The 18546-nt window shown below is 50.9% G+C and carries 16 protein-coding genes; 15 read left to right on the top strand and 1 reads right to left on the bottom strand.

Going from position 1 to position 18546, the window contains the following annotated elements; all coding sequences use genetic code 11:
* Positions 1–18 precede the first annotated feature (18 nt).
* Positions 19–612: a hypothetical protein gene (locus Q9R25_RS08470; protein ID WP_159562909.1), complete on the top strand. Its 594-nt coding sequence runs from the start codon at positions 19–21 to the stop codon at positions 610–612.
* Positions 613–660: 48 nt separating this feature from the next.
* Here the strand turns inward: Q9R25_RS08470 and gnd are convergent, their stop codons facing one another.
* On the bottom strand, positions 661–1545 hold the full coding sequence (gene gnd / locus Q9R25_RS08465; RefSeq protein WP_264092910.1) for a phosphogluconate dehydrogenase (NAD(+)-dependent, decarboxylating): 885 nt from the start codon (positions 1543–1545) through the stop codon (positions 661–663).
* Positions 1546–1670: 125 nt separating this feature from the next.
* Here gnd and Q9R25_RS08460 point away from each other — a divergent pair, with 125 nt between their 5' ends.
* From Q9R25_RS08460 to Q9R25_RS08395, 14 genes are all read left to right on the top strand, one after another.
* Entirely contained in the window at positions 1671–2516 is an 846-nt protein-coding gene (locus tag Q9R25_RS08460) for a YihY/virulence factor BrkB family protein (RefSeq protein ID WP_311283033.1), read from the top strand.
* A 101-nt stretch (positions 2517–2617) separates the two neighbouring features.
* A complete protein-coding gene (locus Q9R25_RS08455) occupies positions 2618–3541 on the top strand; it encodes an LCP family glycopolymer transferase (protein WP_215243652.1) in 924 nt (307 codons plus the stop codon).
* 88 nt (positions 3542–3629) lie between these two features.
* Entirely contained in the window at positions 3630–4835 is a 1206-nt protein-coding gene (locus tag Q9R25_RS08450) for an alpha-amylase family glycosyl hydrolase (RefSeq protein WP_311283032.1), read from the top strand.
* Positions 4836–4841: 6 nt separating this feature from the next.
* Complete coding sequence (locus Q9R25_RS08445; RefSeq protein WP_074035873.1) at positions 4842–5609, top strand: tyrosine-protein phosphatase; 768 nt, start codon at positions 4842–4844, stop codon at positions 5607–5609.
* Positions 5610–5830: 221 nt separating this feature from the next.
* Positions 5831–6982 (top strand): ROK family transcriptional regulator, encoded by a 1152-nt coding sequence (locus Q9R25_RS08440; RefSeq protein ID WP_311283031.1) that lies wholly within the window; start codon positions 5831–5833, stop codon positions 6980–6982.
* A 166-nt stretch (positions 6983–7148) separates the two neighbouring features.
* A complete protein-coding gene (locus tag Q9R25_RS08435; RefSeq protein ID WP_074035877.1) occupies positions 7149–7595 on the top strand; it encodes a hypothetical protein in 447 nt (148 codons plus the stop codon).
* Positions 7596–7619: 24 nt separating this feature from the next.
* Positions 7620–8921 carry an ABC transporter substrate-binding protein gene (locus Q9R25_RS08430; protein ID WP_251131788.1) on the top strand — a complete coding sequence of 434 codons (1302 nt, stop codon included), beginning with the start codon at positions 7620–7622 and terminating at the stop codon, positions 8919–8921.
* Between the two features lie 67 nt (positions 8922–8988).
* The gene (locus Q9R25_RS08425) at positions 8989–9942 is read left to right on the top strand and encodes a carbohydrate ABC transporter permease (RefSeq protein ID WP_214690482.1); all 954 of its coding nucleotides are present in this window, start codon (positions 8989–8991) and stop codon (positions 9940–9942) included.
* Positions 9943–9954: 12 nt separating this feature from the next.
* Complete coding sequence (locus tag Q9R25_RS08420) at positions 9955–10740, top strand: carbohydrate ABC transporter permease (protein ID WP_074035881.1); 786 nt, start codon at positions 9955–9957, stop codon at positions 10738–10740.
* A gap of 18 nt (positions 10741–10758) precedes the next feature.
* Complete coding sequence (locus Q9R25_RS08415) at positions 10759–12747, top strand: beta-galactosidase (RefSeq protein ID WP_311283030.1); 1989 nt, start codon at positions 10759–10761, stop codon at positions 12745–12747.
* Positions 12744–14810, top strand: coding sequence for an alpha-galactosidase (locus Q9R25_RS08410; protein WP_214690484.1), 2067 nt, complete (start codon positions 12744–12746; stop codon positions 14808–14810). The genes Q9R25_RS08415 and Q9R25_RS08410 overlap by 4 nt, the downstream gene beginning before the upstream one ends.
* A gap of 22 nt (positions 14811–14832) precedes the next feature.
* On the top strand, positions 14833–16017 hold the full coding sequence (locus Q9R25_RS08405; protein WP_208606702.1) for a galactokinase: 1185 nt from the start codon (positions 14833–14835) through the stop codon (positions 16015–16017).
* Positions 16014–17018, top strand: a complete 1005-nt coding sequence (gene galE / locus Q9R25_RS08400) for a UDP-glucose 4-epimerase GalE (RefSeq protein ID WP_264092903.1) — start codon at positions 16014–16016, stop codon at positions 17016–17018. The genes Q9R25_RS08405 and galE overlap by 4 nt, the downstream gene beginning before the upstream one ends.
* Entirely contained in the window at positions 17015–18544 is a 1530-nt protein-coding gene (locus Q9R25_RS08395) for a UDP-glucose--hexose-1-phosphate uridylyltransferase (RefSeq protein WP_311283029.1), read from the top strand. Before galE ends, Q9R25_RS08395 begins: the two co-directional genes overlap by 4 nt.
* The last annotated feature ends 2 nt before the right edge of the window (positions 18545–18546 follow it).

The following is an 18546-nucleotide window of genomic DNA, read 5'->3' as shown; positions in this document are numbered from 1 at the left end:
GCAAACGGATGAACGCTTATGAATACGTTTCCGGATGCAACTCAATACGTCCAAATGGTTGATATCTTTGAGAAAGCTAATCGCAATTTTCTAAATGATCATCTTGGGTTATTGGAGAGTCAAGTTTCTGAAAGAACAATGTGTGGTCAGTTTCAAATTGCATTGAATGATTTGATTAGAAAAGATGTTCAGTATGGAAAATATTATGTGGATGTTGAATACAACAGAAATGTAGGCAGAAGGATTAAGAGGATTCGTAATGGTCGATACGAACAAGTGAATATAACTTGTGATTTGATTGTGCATAGTCGAGGGGGAAATTTGAAACAGGATAATCTAATCGCCCTTGAGATGAAAAAAGTCATTCGAGAGAATTCAAAACAGCAACAAGAAATTAATAAGGACAAAGAACGTATAATAGCGTTGACTAGATCGAGTTACAATGATGATTGGCAATACGATGGTCAAGATTTACCTGATTACGTTTGTAGATTCATACTAGGCATTTACTATGAAATTGACTATGTAAACCGACAAATATGTAATCAATACTATCGGAGTGGAGAATTGGTTCATGAAATATTTATTGACTTTGCTGAAATTGGTTTATAAAGAAGAGCCTCACCTAGATAGAATTAGGTGAGGCTTCATTAATGTGCTTTACTCTTTCTTCTCCACCGCATGCCCGCCGAACTCGTTCCGTAATGCCGCGACGACCTTGCCCGAGAACGTATCCTCTTGAAGCGAGCGTTGACGCATCATGAGGGAGAGTGCGATGACCGGTGTCGGGACGTCGTACTCGAGTGCCGTCTCGACCGTCCACTTGCCTTCACCGGATGCATGCATGACCCCGCGAATGTCGTCGAGCTTCGCATCTTTCGAGAAGGCACTCTCCGTCAGTTCCATGAGCCATGAGCGAATGACCGACCCGTGATTCCAAACGCGTGCGACATCTTCATATTCATAGTCGAACGGACTCTTCTCGAGCACTTCAAAGCCTTCGGCAATCGCCTGCATCATCCCATACTCAATCCCGTTATGCACCATCTTCAAAAAGTGACCACTTCCGCTCGGTCCTGCGTACAAATAGCCCTGGTCGGTCGAGACGTCTTGGAAAAGTTGCTCGATCTTTCCGAACGCCTCCAAGTCGCCTCCGATCATCGTACACGCTCCGTGACGGGCACCTTCCATCCCACCACTCGTCCCGACGTCGAAGAAATAAATCAGTTTTTCTTTGAAATGGTCGGCACGCCGCATCGATTCCTTATAGTTCGAGTTCCCTCCGTCGATGACGATGTCGCCTGGCGAGAGAAGATTGTGCAAGTCGTTCAAGACGTGTTCGGTCACGTCACCCGCCGGCACCATCACCCAGACGACGCGAGGGACCTGAAGCGCGGAAACGACTTCCTGCAAAGAGGCTTTCGTCTTAAATTGACTCGTCGATACGTTTCCCGGGTCATACCCGACGACACGATGCCCATTGTCTGTCAAATTCAGAGCCAAATTGAGGCCCATTTTACCAAGTCCAATCATACCGATTTCCATTCGTTCACCCCATTTGTAAGATTTAGTCCTCTATAGGGCATACCCGAAATAACGATTGCTCAAAAGGACAGCTTGCCTGAGATGTAGAATGATATAAGTGCAACAGTGATGAGAGGAGGGTGGCGATGTTTGAAAATGTATTTCGACTGGCCGTAGACGTCAGGCATCGATTCAAAGACCATCATATTAATGACTACAGTGCCACATTGGCGTTTTTTTGGTTTTTAGCCATCTTTCCGACGTTTTTTGTCCTCTTCGCCGTGATGGCATGGTTTCAAATCGATGATGCGCTTCTCATCGAACAGATTGAGACACTCATTCCAGGGTCAAGTGTGCGTGAACTGTTATCTATCGTCTATGACGTGAGCGGAAATTTGAACGGTGGACTGTTATCAGTCAGTGCCATCATCGCGTTTTGGTCGGCCTCGAACGGGACGGCGCGACTCGTCAAGCTGACGGTGTTCGCATATGGGGAGACGGAAGCGCGCGGCTATATTTTCCGACGATTGATCGGGTTGCTCGTGATTTTAGCAGGGAGCATCGGGGCGGTCATCTTGATTGTGTTTCATCTATTCGGTCAAGAATTTGTCGAATTGATTTATGCCCTCTATCCAAAAGTCGAAGAATTCGACCGCTTGTCGACTCTGACGCGCTATACGGTCTCGACGCTCATCTTGATCATGGCTTTCTCACTCTTTTATAAAATCGCGCCACAACAGCGAGTACGGTTCATCGAAACACTTCCTGGAGCCGTGTTTGCGGTCATCTCGTGGCAATTGCTGTCGACCGGATACAGTGTCTATGTCGAACGCTTCTCGATTCTAGGGGACACGTATGGCACGATTGGTGCGGTGATTCTACTACAAATTTGGCTCTATCTGACGGCAGCAACGATGCTGATTGGGGCAGAAATCAATGCGGCATGGCCCTACCATATGACCCGCCAACCGAACCGGACCCATTTCCCGTAACAAAAAAAGGGATATCGTGATTATTCTTTGTGAACATGCTTTAAAACAACCCGTGGCATGGGAATAGACTAGTACTATTTCACGGAAGAAGGTGTGGTCGCATGGCGAAACATCGTAAACCATCAAAGTGGAAAATCGTACTAGGGGTTGTAGCAGGCGTCATGGCCTTGGTGCTCATCACGGGTGGCGCGTTCGTCTGGTCAATGGTAAAAGAAGTCGATGACACCGTCGCACAAGTGAATGACAACTTGAAAATCAGCAAAGAGCGCAAGCAGGTCGAGACCATTGAACGCAAAGAGTCTGTTTCCATTCTCTTGCTTGGGATTGACCGACGCGGGACCGAACAGGGACGGAGTGACTCAATCATCGTGCTGACACTCAATCCGGAACTTGATGAAGGAGCGATGCTCTCGATTCCCCGGGATACAAAGACTGAAATCGTCGGGAAAGGGACACGTGATAAGATCAATCATGCCTATGCGTTCGGTGGGGCCGAAATGGCAATGAATACGGTCGAGAATTTCCTCGACATCCCAATCGATTATGTCATTGAAACGGATATGGAGGCATTCAGCGACGTCGTGGATGCACTCGGAGGCATTACCGTCATGAATAAATTTGCGTTCTCGACAGAAGATTACACGTTTCCCGTTGGTGAGGTGACGTTAGACGGAGAAGCGGCACTCGATTACACGCGGATGCGCTATAACGATCCAAACGGTGACTTCGGACGTCAAGAACGTCAGCGTGATGTCGTCGCCGCCATCATCGAAAAAGGACGGACGGACTTCTCACTCGACAAGGTCACCGCGTTACTCGAGGTGGTCGGCGATCAGGCGAAGACGAATATCGAGCTCAATGAATTCGTCTCTTTGTCGACGGACTATATGAACGCGTTCCGCAACGCGAGTATCTTACGGCTTGAGGGTGCGGGCGGATTAGAGGGGGACGGCATCTATTATTGGAATCCGGAATCTTCTTCGTTGAATGGCGTTCAGGAAGAGTTGAAACGATTGATGGAGTAAACTGTCTGACCCAAGTCGGACAGTTTTTTTGTGTTTCAAATGAAACGGAAAGTGGGAGAAATAAAGAGATGCCAAGGAGGGATGAGTCATGAAATGGGAAACGATTGAAGAGGTGCTCCTCGAACTCGGGGAGACCTCGCAAGAAAAGTGGGAACGGTTGTTTGAGAAGTGGTCGGATCATCGTTGGCACGACCATGAACGCCCTTCTGAAAAAACAAACGTCTTGTTGGTGGATGCCGGTTTTATCTTGACTGACGGACGAGCGAACCTCGAGGCTCTCCATCAATGGTTAGCCGATCATGTCCAAACGACGGTGAGTGATCTCTATCTCGTCTCCCTGTTTCCGTATCAAACGAAACAACAGGACACAGCCATCGACTCGCGGGTGCAACTGTTCGAAGACTTAGGACGTTTCACCGATGAGTTCGATTTGATTTACGAGATGACGCCTGAAGCATGGAATGAGTCACAACTCGACCTTGTCACCGTAACAGATGAACTGATTGAACGTCTGGCGTATGGAGCGACGAAAATCCGTGTCCATGTCGAGTCGTTTCGCGGAATAGAACCGGAACGAGTCAAACACATCCTCAAACTGTGGCGTACGATTATGCATACGTATAAGCCGAATGCACAGCTCATCGTTGCCAATGAACGTGTCGATTCAGTCCTAAACTTTGAGGAAGAGGCGGACGTCGTCTGTCATTTCGACTTATCCAGTCATGTCATTTTAGCGTTTGCGCAGGCCAATGTGACACGATTGACCGATTGGGCGAGACAAGTTCATTCACTGAGAGCCAATCAAACATATTTCAATTTCCTATCTTCAGCGGAACGTGATCCGTTTGAGAAAAATCTGATGGACACTAACCCAGATGTGATTCTCGCAGCCCACAGTGTATTGTTGTCGCTTCAAGGGATTCCGTTGATTGATTACCGAACTTTATTTGGGGTGTCGCAACCGGTTGAACAGGAAGATCTCGTCCGAGCATTGAAACGCGATCCGGATCGACTTCGTGTTTATGAAGGGATATTGAGCCAATTGAATGTGAAACGACTCCATCCTGCCTTGTCCCCTTACATTAGTCAAGAGGTCCTAAATCTCGATCGGCGCGTTTTCGCTGTTAAGCGAACGCATCAAGAGGAGACCCTACTGTTATTGACGAATATGAGTGAAGAGACGGTGCAGACGGATTGTGAAGGGACGAGTCTCTTTACAGAAGAATGGATGACAAATGTAACGCTTCGCCCGTATGAATATGTTTGGCTAAAACAATCACACAATGGAGAGTGAACACTCATGATTGATGTACATTGTCATTTGTTGCCTGAAGTAGATGATGGACCACGTACAATGGAAGCATCCCTTCAACTCGCGAAACGTGCGGTGGAAGAAGGGGTAACATCGATTGTCGTGACACCACACGCGTATCATCCGTACTTTGAGACGCAGCATCATGACATCACGCAAGAAGTCGCGCATCTACAAAAACGACTCGATGATGAACAGATCCCCTTGACCTTGTATGTTGGACAAGAGATTCGAATTTTTGGAGAAATGGTCGAAGCGTTGGAGTCCGGAGAGGCACATTCGCTCGCTGGGTCACGATATGTCCTCGTGGAACTGCCGAGTCAAAGTCTACCAGCTTATACGGAGTCCTTATTCTTTCAACTACAGGCGGCTGGATACGTTCCGGTCATCGCGCATCCGGAGCGGAATCGTGAGTTTGCACTCCATCCAGAAAAATTGCATCATCTCGTATCGTCGGGTGCGTTGTCCCAAGTGACGACAAGCAGTTTGACAGGGCAGTTCGGGAGACAGATTCGAGAACTCGCACTCACGTTCATCAGTCACGGGCTGAGTCACATCGTCGCCTCCGATGCCCATAACGTGGAACATCGTGATTTTAATTGGTTAGCGGCGAGACAGGAAGTCATCAACGAATTAGGGGAAGAGATGTGGCAACAGCACCTCCACTTTACGGAGGAGATGTTAGCGGATGAACCGATTTCGGTGAATCCTCCACGTTTACCTGAGAAAAACTGGCGAGGACGTTGGAAGTGGTGAAGTAGAAGTTAAATATATTGATTATGAACAAAAGTGTAGGTGTTTTTACGATTTATGCATGGAATCAACCGATGCATAAATCGTTTTTTATATTGAACTTGATTTAGCATGTGGAAAATAAAAAAATCAAAAATAGATGGTCGTAAAAATGAAAGCGCAACTAATTACGGATTTAACAAGTGCTATACTGAAAGAAAAAGATAGGAATAGGTGGAATGGTCATGGGGAACACAACGCCACGTAACTCTAAATGGATGAGGACATACAATCGTGCACTGATTCTTAGATTGATTCGGCTTCATCAGCCGGTATCACGGGTTGAACTTGCTAAGAAGACGAGTTTGACGAAACCGACGATTTCGAACATTGTTAACGAATTGAAGGAAGAGGGATTAATCAATGAGCGCGAGCTTGGGGTCTCAAGCGGCGGACGTCGCCCGATCATGCTCGAACTTGCTGCGAGCGACCGTTTTGTCATCGGAATCGATGCGACACAGCGAAAACTGCATGGCGTCGTCACAAACATCCATGGAGAGTTACTTGACGAAGCATGGCACGACGAACGGTTTGACACGAACGAGGAGTTCATCGACGCGATTGTCGCTCTCTACACCATATTGAACAAACGAGCTATAGGGAATGTCATTGGACTTGGTGTTTCTGTGCACGGAATGGTCGAGGCGGGTGAAGGGATTGTCTTATTTGCCCCACGTTTTCACTTGCATGATATCCCTCTCAAGCGCGAACTGGAGAAACGCCTCGGGCAGCACGTATTCGTTGAGAACGATGTGCGGACACTCGCCCTTGGTGAATTGTACTTCGGGGAAGCGATTGGTATCGAGGAATTCTTCTACGTGTATGCCGGTTATGGAATTGGGGGAGCCTATGTCCACGCGGGCGAATTGATTGACGGCGAGCATCATATTGCTGGGGAGATTGGACACATGCGCATCATGCTCGACGGACCAATCTGTTCGTGCGGTAATCGTGGTTGCCTAGAGGCAGTCGCTGGGGAACGTGCCATATTGAATGAGGCTCGTCAGCTCTCGCATGAACTGACACTTGATGATCTTCGTGACGCTGTCCATTTGAATCAAGATGTCCGAAAATTATACGAACGGGCCGGCGAATATATCGGTATTGCCACGCTCAATATGATCCACCTTTTGAACCCGGGACGTATTCTTCTCGGAGGTCCGCTATTCAACTATGCGCCAGACGTCGTCACGAACATTCAGGAGCGTGTCGCCCAAACGGCGCTCACCCTTGACGCCCGACAGACCGATATCCGTGTCGTCTCGTGGAACGCCAGCCAAGGGGCACTCGGAGCCGCAGCGCTTATCACGAACGAGATGTTCGGTGAAATCCAATGAAACCATGATTCGCCTTTCTATTAGGGAAAGGCGATTTTTAATTTCTTTATAAGAAAGCGTTTACAATATAAATCAGGGCATGCTATAGTCTATGTGTAGTTAGATAATAAATTTAATTTACTAAGTAAGGGGTGACACTCTCAACGACACGTTTGGAGGGGTAGCGATGCAAAAAGAGACACCATTGAAAGATCAGTTTCACACAATCTTCGGTCGCTACGGGGCGACTAGGATGTTCGCACGAAAGGACTTTGCCTTCGATGAAATGGAAGCGCTAACGGGGGATGAGACGAGCATCATCATTACGCGCTCTAGACGCGATGGTATCTTCCGTCTTTATGACGACGAGACGCGTGATATCCGATTGTTCCGAGCATCGACGCTCTCGCATGACGTGTCGTTCGACGACATGGACGGCCTGTTTGAACTTTTGCTATGGCGCTTGAAAGAACAGGACGCACTGCCGTTCGGGGCGGACCTCTACGTCGTCGGCCCATACATAGACGGACCGAAGCTCGATTTGGAACTGATAGCGTACACATTAACATGGCTCGGGGATCGCCCGATGTCAGACCATCTTATTCGGGAGTTATGCCATCGGATTGTGGCGTGACAACACATTCAAAGGAGAATGAACATGAAAAAAACGACGATTGCACTCGCATCATCTGTCTTAATGCTCTCATCTTTACTCGCTGCCTGCGGCGATGACGAACAAGCGGCGGCGACAACGGAAGACGGCAAACCCGTCATCACATGGTGGGGTTGGGCGCCACAACCTGAAGTCGGGGAAGAAATGGCGAAGGCGTTCAACGAATCGCAAGATGATTATGTGGTCAAGTTTAAACGCCTCGAAGACTACGAGCAACAGCTTCAAGTCGCGATGCTTGGTGGAGATGGTCCGGACGTCATTGGTCTCAAAGAACCGATGATTCCGCAATACAAGGATCGCCTTGTACCAGCGAAAGACTATATGGATAAAGCGGCCGGAGAAGGATGGAAAGATAAATTAATCGAACTTGGTGTCGAACAGACAACAGTCGACGGTGAACAGTATGCGGTACCAGTCGGATTCACAGGACAGGCATACCTCATGTACAACAAAACACTCCTCGACAAATATGGCGTGACACCTCCGAAAACTTATGATGAGACGGTTGCGGCGATTGACAAAATCAACGCATCTGGCGACAAGGTCATCCCGATGCAACTAGGCGCGAAGGACGCGTGGGTTGGCGTTGACGTTTTCAACGTATTGAGCCACCAGGTCGCACCAGGTTACATCCAAGAAGTGCTAGCGGGTGACGCGAAGTGGACGGATAAAGAGATGGTCGAGACGGCTGAACTTTGGCAACAACTGTACGAGGACAAAGTGTTCCAAGAAGGCGCTTTGGGTCTTGCGACATACATGGACGGCATGAACAACTTCTTCGACAAGAAAGCAGCGATGTGGATCATTGGTTCATGGGAAGCCCACTCGATGACGACGGTCGAGAAGCGTGACAAGTGGAACAACTTCGAAGACGAGATTGGTTTCGTCCCAATGCCAAACCTTGCAGGTGGTACAGAACAACCGGTCATCGCATCAATCGACATGGCACTAGGTGTCAACAAAGAATCGAAACAACAAGAAGGTGCGGCTGCCTTCATCGCCTACATGACGCAAGGTGAAGGACAGGCGCTATACATGGAGAAGTTTGAGATGGCACCAGCCATTAAAGACATCGAAGTAGCATACGAAGACAAGTTCACCAATGATGTTGAACGTGAGTCGTACAAAATCTTGAACGAAACGGTGAAGAACGCTGTCGCAGGACGCGGAATCCGTGACCCGAAAGTCTACGACGCACTCGGAAAAGAACTTCAAAACATCGCTGCCGGACAAGATGCGAAAGAAGCACTCGCACGCATCCAGGCGATTGCGGACCAAGGTAAATAATCAAACGAGCGCCAGTAGCCAGACTCACTGGCGCTCGATTTTTTGAATCTGAAAGTGAGGGAACCTTATGCAACAAGCAACCGATTTGACCAAGTCCAAGCCGAAGCTCACATCGGTACCACCGAGCGCACCGAATCCGATTCGTAAGAAAGAGCGGATGAAGCAGAACTTGATCGGCTGGGCGTTCGTCGCTCCGACCGTCCTGTTCGTCATCGCTTTCATCTATTACGGAATCTTCTACAACGCCTATCACTCACTCTTTTCATGGGACGGAATCTCGTTTGAGAAAGTGTATATCGGTTTTGAAAACTTCGGCCGGATGTTCAAAGACCCAGAATTTTATAATGCGCTCAAAAACACGGGGATCTTCACTGTCTTGACGGTCACGATTCAGGCGGGTCTCGGGCTCGTATTGGCCTATTTGCTTCACACGAAAGGCATGGGGCGGACGTTCTTCAAATCGGTGTTCTTCTTCCCGGTCGTCTTGAGCCCGGTCGTCCTCGGGGCGGCGTTCACGCAAATTTTTGACTTCCAGTTCGGATATATCAACGAATTCCTTCGCATGATTGGTCTTGGTGCGTTTGAACAGAACTGGCTCGGCGACCAAGACGTTGCGCTCTACGCTATCATTCTGATTAACATCTTCCAATGGACAGGCTCGTCCATGATCATGTATTACATGGCGATGCTCGCAATCGAACGGGAAGTGTTCGAGGCGGCTAATATCGACGGGGCAGGATTTTGGCGTACGCTTTGGAGTGTCGTCTTCCCGAACTTGAAAGGGACGACGTTCACACTGACGATCCTCGGGGTCATCGGTGGTCTAAAGACGTTCGACATCGTCTGGATCTCGACACAAGGAGGACCAGGTAACTCGACCGAGGTCATCTCGACATACCTGTTCCGTAAATCGATGTTGCATCAAGAGGTCGGCTATGCCAGCGCTGTCGCCGTCATCTTGCTTGCGATTGCACTCGGCATCACGTACTTCCAGATGCGTGTACAGAAGAAAATGGACTAAGGGGGAGAACAGATGGAACTGCAAACAAAGAAAGGAAGATGGTTCACCAATATCGGTCTGTCACTCATGGCAATCCTCTGGTTGTTCCCGATCTTCGTCATGTTCAAGGAAAGCTTACGTGTCAATGGCTTCAACAACTACATCGCGACGCTACAAAACCCGAACTTCCCACAATTCGTCTTTAACAGCTTCATCGTCGCCTTCTTCATGATCTTGATTTCCATCTCATTTCTCGCATTTGCGGCGTTCGGTTTCTCGAAGCTCCAGTTCGCCGGGAAGCGCCTTTTATTTAACCTCGTTCTGGCGGGATTGATGTTACCGGTCGCCTCGCTCATCGTGCCACTCTTCTTCACGTTGCGCACACTTGACGGGCTCAATAGCTATTGGGGATTGATTGGTGCCGAAATCGCCTTCTTCCTTCCGTTCGGACTCATGCTCATCAAGAGTTACTTCGACGAGCTGCCAAACGAATTGATGGAAGCAGCGCATATCGACGGGGCGTCGACGTTTCAAATCTTCTATAAAGTCATGATGCCACTCGCCAAGCCGGCACTCGCAACAGCGACGATTTACGCGTTTCTCAACTCATGGAACGAATACTTGATGGTACTTACGTTCATGACAGACCCGGCCAAACAGACAGTAACGATGGCACCGACCTTCTTCACGGAAGCGCTCGGCGGAGACCCTGGTAAATTATACGCCTCGCTCGTCTTGATCAGCTTGCCGACGATGGTGTTTTATATCTTTTTCCAACGCTTCTTACAAAAAGGCATGACTTCAGGAGCGGTCAAATAATCGATTGAGGTGAACAGCATGTATTTAGGAGTAGATTACTATCCAGAACAGACTGATCGTGCACTTTGGGACGAGGATGTCCGCTTGATGAAAGAACTCGGTGTCAACGTCATCCGGATGGCGGAATTTGTCTGGACGATGATGGAACCGTCCGACGGTGAGTTTGACTTCTCATTTTGGGATGAGGTCGTCGAAACCTTCGGCGAACACTTTGACATCGTGCTCGGCACGCCTACGGCGACACCGCCCGCGTGGCTTATCGAAAAGCATCCGGACATCCTTCCGGTGACGAAAGACGGGGTGCGTATCAGCTTCGGAGCTCGTCGTCACTATACCGTCAACAGCCCTGTCTACCGCGAATACTGTGAACGAATCACCCGCAAGATGGCGGAGCGGTATGGTCGTCATCCACGTGTCATCGGTTGGCAGACGGACAACGAGTATGGACATGAACAGTCGGACCGTTCGTACGGTGATGTCGACCAAGAGGCGTTCCAGGAATGGCTGAAAGAACGCTACGAGACGCTCGACGCGCTCAACGCGGCTTGGGGGACCGTCTTCTGGAGCCATACATATACGGCATGGACACAGATTCCGGTCCCTCGCACCGTGTTCCAAGAACACAATCCGTCGCTTCTCGTCGATTATGACCGCTTCTGCTCGGACGCATATCGCTCGTTTAACAAGCTCCAGGTCGACACGCTCCGCCCGCTCATCCATGAGGATGCGTTCATCACGCATAACCTCGTATATAGCGACATGGCAATCAACCAGCAGCAGATGGCACAAGATCTCGACTATGTCTCTTTCGACAACTATCCGGTATGGGGCGGGTTGCCAGAACCAAACCGTTTCGAGAAGACGGCGCACGATCATGATTTGTGCCGTTCTTCGAAACAAGGCAAAGGATTCTGGGTGATGGAACAGTTGAGCGGGGCCCAAGGATGGAGCCGCATCGGCTACTTACCACGACCTGGTCATATCCGTCTCTGGACACATCAGGCTGTCGCGCGTGGGGCCGAGGCGATTGTCTACTTCCGATTCCGTGCCGCGGATTTTGGGACGGAAGAGTTCTGTCACGGCATCATTGACCATGACGGGAAACCGAAACGGAAGTTCGAAGAAGTGAAGCACGTCATGTCGGAGCTTCACGCGCATGGCGACATGATCAACGCGGCTGCGTACAAGTCAGACGTTGCTGTCTATTTTGATCAGGAGAACTTATGGGCGTGGACGCACCAACCACACTCCGACGCATTTAACTTCAAGCAAGAGTTTGTCCGCTTCTACGGTGCAGCTGTCCGTCAAGGTGTCAACACGGATATCGTCTTCCCAGGGGACGCGCTCGATTCGTATAAACTCGTTGTCGTCCCGCTCTATTTCCTCGGAAATGATGTGTTTGACGAGACGCTCATCGACTATATCGAAAAGGGTGGGCACGTCATCTTCACCTACCGTACAGGCGTGAAAGACCCGATTAACCGTTGCCACAACTTGACGCTACCAGGTAAGTTTGCCGAATACGCGGGTATCGAGATTGATGAGTACGAGAGTTTGCAGACCGTCCAATCGAACGAAGTCCGACTCGGTGACCAAGTTTCTGAGGCGAACATTTGGTGTGACTTGATTACACCGAAAGGCGCCGACGTATTGGCAACATATGAAAAGGCCTTCTATAAAGGGACTGCGGCAATCACACGGCACACGTATAAAGGAGACGTGACATACATCGGTTCATCGGTCGACGACGAGATGCTCGATGCAGTTTATCATCAGGCGCTCACACGCGCTGGGATCGACGCGACCCGACTTCCAGACGATGTCGAGAAGGTCGACCGTCAAGGAGACGGGCAGGTGATCCGCTTCTACCTGAACCATTCGACCGAGGTTAAATCAACGGTTGACCTCGATGGCACGTGGCAGACGCTTGACGGGGAGACGGTAACAGGCAAGCTCGAACTTAAACCGCTCGATGTTGTCCTATTGAAACAGGAGGTGAAGGCATGATTGTTCGTCACGACAATCGGTTCGCCCTCATCGGAACGAATCTCACGTACGTGTTTGATGTCGATTCACGAGGTCGTCTCATCCATCAGTATCTCGGCGGACGCCTGCATGAATTAGACATCATAGAACTACCAGACGCGCGCGTTCTGCACTCGTCGTTCGAGACACCAGAAGGGGTGGCCGCTTACGAGTTCACCTCGTTCGGCGACCTTGTCTATACGGAACCGACGTTGAAGAGTCATACGACGACAGAACGATTGCACGCTTTCTCACTCGGTGATGCACGTATCGATGGAGAGACACTCGAGCTCGATTTGATCGATTCAATTCAATCACTTCAAGTGACGCTCCAGTTCACGCTTCATCCGGTTTACGACATCATCTCACGCAAGATGACCATCACGGCAGGAGAAACGGTCACGCTCGAGAGCGCGCAGTCTTTCAGCCTCGGACTCATTGAGCGCGAGATGCGACTCAGTCATTTCAGCGGGGCGTGGACGAGCGAGTTCCAGCTCCAGCAAGGGACGCTCCTCCCAGGCAAGAAAACGATCGAGAGTCGTCGCGGATTGACGAGCCATCAAAGTAATCCGTGGTTCGCGCTCGACAGTGACGCGACGGAGACAGACGGGGAGGTCGTCTTTGGATTCCTCGGTTACTCCGGCAACTGGGCGATTCATTTTGAAAAAGACGAGTTTGGCTTTACACAGGTGACGGGCGGGATCAATCCGTTCGACTTCGCGAAGACGCTTCAAGTGGGTGAGTCGTTCACGACGCCACCGGCCTATATCGGCTATACGCAACGCGGGTTCGGTGGTATGAGTCAGAACGCCCATGACTTTGAGCGCGACGTCATCATGCCGGAAGCGACACGTGACGTGTTACGCCCGGTCCTTTACAACTCCTGGGAGGCGACCTATTTCGATGTCAGCGAGGATGGACAAAAACGTCTCGTCGATGAGGCGGCCGCGATTGGCTGTGAGTTATTCGTCGTCGATGATGGTTGGTTCGGTGAGCGTCACTCGGACGCGGCCGGACTCGGGGATTGGCACGTCAACACGACGAAGTTCCCGAACGGGCTCGACCCGCTCGTCCGCTACGTCGAGGAGAAAGGCCTCCAGTTCGGGCTATGGGTCGAACCGGAGATGGTCAATCCGGATTCAGATTTGTATCGGGCTCATCCGGAATGGATTTACTATACGGACGGACGCCCGTCGACGACGTCGCGGAACCAGTTCGTCTTGAACCTTGCACTGCCTGAAGTGGAGGCGCACGTGACGGCGTGGCTCGATGAATTGCTCGGACGACACGCGATTCGTTACATCAAGTGGGACATGAACCGCGCCTTCTCAGAACCGGACAGTCCGCGCATGGAAGATGCGAAGGAACTATGGCTCCGTCATGCGGAAGCCGTGTATCGCATCCTCGACACGTTGCGGGAGAAACATCCGAATGTCGCGTTCGAGTCCTGCGCAGGTGGTGGTGGACGAATCGATCTCGGTGTGCTCTCACGCGTCGAGCAGGTCTGGACGAGCGACAACACGGACGCGTTCGACCGCCTCGCGATTCAAGAAGGTTTCTCATACGCCTACAACGCCAAGATGATGAGCTGCTGGGTGACGGACTCACCGAACTGGTTGAACAATCGTTCGTTGCCGCTCGCGTATCGGTTCGTCAGTGCGATGCAAGGCACGCTCGGTATCGGTGGCAACCTACTAGAATGGACACCAGATGAGCTTTCAGAAGCGAAAGAATGGATTGCGACGTACAAGACGATTCGTCCGATTGTGCAGCACGGGACGAGCCATCGCCTCGCTTCACTCAAACGGGACGGCTTCCATGCCGTCGGCTATACGAACGGCGAAGACTATATCGTCCTCCTCAACGCCGACCGTCGTCAGTACGGGAAAAATCGTTTGCGTGTGAAGCTACGCGGGCTCGATCCTGAACGGACGTACGAACTAGAAGGACGCCGCGTGAGCGGACGCTATTTGATGGAACAAGGCATAAACCTCACACAACAAACAGACTATGACGCGTATTGCCTGGTCATCCACCCGGCATGAGCGATGGAAGGGATGAAGCCGCATGCTTTCATTTAACATGGAACAGCTGAAACAACAATTCGAGGAGGTGTTTGCCACCTCAGCAGACCGGTCGTTCTTCGCACCGGGACGCATCAATTTGATTGGCGAGCATACCGACTATAACGGAGGACACGTCTTCCCATGTGCAATCACGTTCGGAACATACGGACTCGTGAAAAAGCGCGAAGACGACCTGATTCGTGTCTATTCGCTCAATTTTGAAGAGGTTGGTATCGTCACGTTCCCGGTGACGGACGAGACGTACGAGGCGAGCCACGACTGGGCGAACTACGTGAAAGGGGTCGTCACGCTTCTCAGGAAAGACGGACACGACCTCAACGGGTTCGACTTCTTCCTTGCGGGCAACATCCCAAATGGGGCGGGTCTCTCGTCATCAGCCTCCCTCGAACTCGTAACGGCATACATGTTAAATGAAGTGTACGGTCTCGGTCTCGAACGGCTTGACCTCGTCCGACTCGGACAACGGGTCGAGAATACGTTCATTGGTGTCAATAGCGGTATCATGGACCAGTTCGCTATTGGAATGGGCAAAGCGGGGCAGGCGATGCTCCTCGATTGCGAGACGCTCCATCATGACTATGCACCGATTGTCCTCGACGGGTACGACATCGTCATCATGAACACAAACAAACGTCGGGAACTCGCCGACTCGAAATATAACGAACGTCGGCGCGAATGCGACACTGCACTCGGCTTGATTCAACCGAAATGTGAAGTCAATTCTCTCGGACAATTGTCGATGGAAACGTTTGAACAAGTCGCGCTCGACTTGCCAGAGACACTTCGTAAACGGGCGCGTCATGCTGTTTCTGAGAACGAGCGGACAATACTCGCCTACACTGCTCTACAGGAAGGACGACTCGAGACGTTCGGTCAGTTGATGAATGCGTCGCATGCATCGCTCCGGGATGATTACGAAGTGACCGGCATCGAGCTAGACACGCTCGTTTCAGCCGCGCAAGGGTGTGACGGCGTCATCGGTGCTCGCATGACGGGGGCCGGATTCGGTGGTTGTGCCATCGCCATCGTCCGTCAAGACAAGACGGGATCGATGATTCAGGAAACTTCGGATCGATATGTGTCGACAATCGGTCACGCACCGACGTGTTACGTCGCCTCGGTCGGGGACGGGGTACGAGAACTCGTAGAGGAGGAAGTGAAATGAGTATACTCGTTGTTGGCGGTGCCGGCTATATCGGTTCGCACGCCGTTCGTACATTGTTGAAAGAAGGGGAAGACGTCGTCATTCTCGATAATCTTCAGACAGGACATGTTGAATCGATTCCACAGGATGTCCGTTTTTATAAGGGCGACCTGCGTGATCGAACGTTCTTGAAAGATGTTTTCATAAAGGAATCAATCACAGACGTCCTTCATTTCGCAGCGAACTCCCTCGTTGGCGAATCAATGACGGACCCGCTCGCCTACTATGACAACAACGTCTTCGGGACGCAAATTCTCCTCGAGACAATGCGCGATGCGTCAGTGAAACGGATTGTCTTCTCCTCGACGGCCGCGACTTATGGTGACCAGACCATGATGCCGATTGACGAGACGGCGCTTACGAATCCGACGAACACATACGGGGCGACAAAGCTCGCGATGGAGTCGATGATTCGCTGGTGTGACCAGGCACATGGTATCCGCTCGGTCGCACTCCGTTACTTTAACGTCGCTGGCGCGATTGCGACCGGTGAAATCGGCGAAGACCATGACCCGGAGACGCATCTCGTCCCAATCGTTCTGCAAGTGGCGAACGGACAGCGTGACGCGATTACCGTGTTTGGTGATGACTACGCGACGGAAGATGGGACATGTATCCGTGATTATATCCACGTCCAAGACCTCGTCGATGCGCATATGTTAGCGCTCCGTTATTTACGAGAAGACGGTGCAAGCGACGTTTTCAACCTCGGGACAGCGAACGGGCTATCAGTGCTCGAAATTATCGAGGCGGCACGTCGCGTGACGGGACATGACATTCCGGTCTTACTTGGTGAACGCCGCGCCGGGGATCCGGCTAAATTGATTGCCTCGTCTGACAAGGCAAGACGTATCCTCGGATGGACACCGACCCGTTCAGACGTCGAGACGATTTTGACGGACGCTTGGAACTGGCATGTGACACATCCATTCGGCTATCAGGTGAAAGAGGTGAGACGATGATCGATGTGACGATTGAGGCACTCGTCGACGCGGCGATTCGTGAAGAGTTGATTGACGAGCAGGACCGCATCTATTCACGGAACCGCGTGCTCGCAAAACTGAATAAGCTCGACTTTGAAGTCCCACGTTTTGTGTCAGAGCTGTCAATCCCCGAGTTGCTCGAACAAGTGGTCGAGTATGCAGTGGGGGCGGACATTATCGAGCCGATCCTTGAAGAGAAGGACCGCTTCATGGCGGAAATCATGGATATCTTCGTATCCAAGCCATCGGAAGTGACACGTCATTTCAATGAGCTCCTCGAGACAGATGTGACAGCGGCGACTGACTATTTCTATCGGATGAGTCAGGCGTCAAATTATATCCAGACACGTCGTATCGCGAACAATATCACGTATCAGGCACCGACTCGCTATGGCACGCTCGATATCACCATCAACTTGTCGAAACCGGAGAAGGACCCGCGTGAGATTGCACTCGCTCGAATGCAACCGACCTCGACATCGAACTATCCAAAAGGATTACTCGCGATTGAGAACGAAGGATACAGCGGTCACTTGAAACACCCAGCGCGTGCGAATCATCGCATCATCCCGCTCACGCTCGGTGGACAGCCATGGTCGTTCCAGTATTCACCGTACCTCTATTACAATGAGCACTCAATTTTACTGTCGAACGAGGTGCGTGACATGGTCATCGACCGAGGAGCTTTCGAGCGTCTGCTCGACTTCATCACGCAGTTCCCACACTACTTCGCCGGTTCGAATGCGGACTTGCCGATTGTTGGAGGCTCGATTTTGACGCATGACCATTACCAGGCCGGCCGCTACCGGTTCGCGATGGACGATGCGCGAGTCGTCTCGACATATCGTTCTGAACGCTATGATCAAGTCGATATCGAGACGCTGTACTGGCCGCTCTCGGTCGTCCGCCTCCGCTCCAATCAAAAAGAGCAGCTTGTCATGTTGGCGAACCAGTTGCTCGGATATTGGCGCGATTATGAGGACACCGTTAGTGAAGTCATTCCGTATACAGAAGGTGTCCCACACAATACGGTGACGCCAATTGCAAGACGCCGAAACGGACGTTACGAGCTCGATCTCGTCTTGCGAAACAACCGAACGAGCAAGGCGCATCCGGACGGTATTTTCCACCCGCACGCTGATGTGCATCATATCAAGCGTGAGAATATCGGCTTGATTGAAGTAATGGGGCTCGCCGTCTTGCCAGCGCGCCTGAAGACAGAACTTGAGCAAGTTGTTCACTATGTGGCCGGCGAGGACGTCGATGTCAAAGTGATGCATCAAGAGTGGGCCGATGAGTTACGGAAGAAGTCGGGCGACCCGAAAACGATTGTCGATCAAGCGGTCGTCGATAAATTTGTGAAAGGTCTTGAGGATGCTGGTGTCTTTAAACAGACGAACGCTGGGCAGGAACGATTTGATACGTTCATCCGGTCACTCCTTAGCCATGTCGATAAAGTGGAGTACGGAACACCAAGGTCGGGAATGAGAGAGAAAACGAACTAAAG

The organism is Exiguobacterium sp. BG5(2022), from assembly GCF_031844365.1.
GTDB classification, from domain to species: domain Bacteria; phylum Bacillota; class Bacilli; order Exiguobacteriales; family Exiguobacteriaceae; genus Exiguobacterium; species Exiguobacterium profundum.
This window is presented reverse-complemented; position numbering and strand designations above follow the sequence as displayed.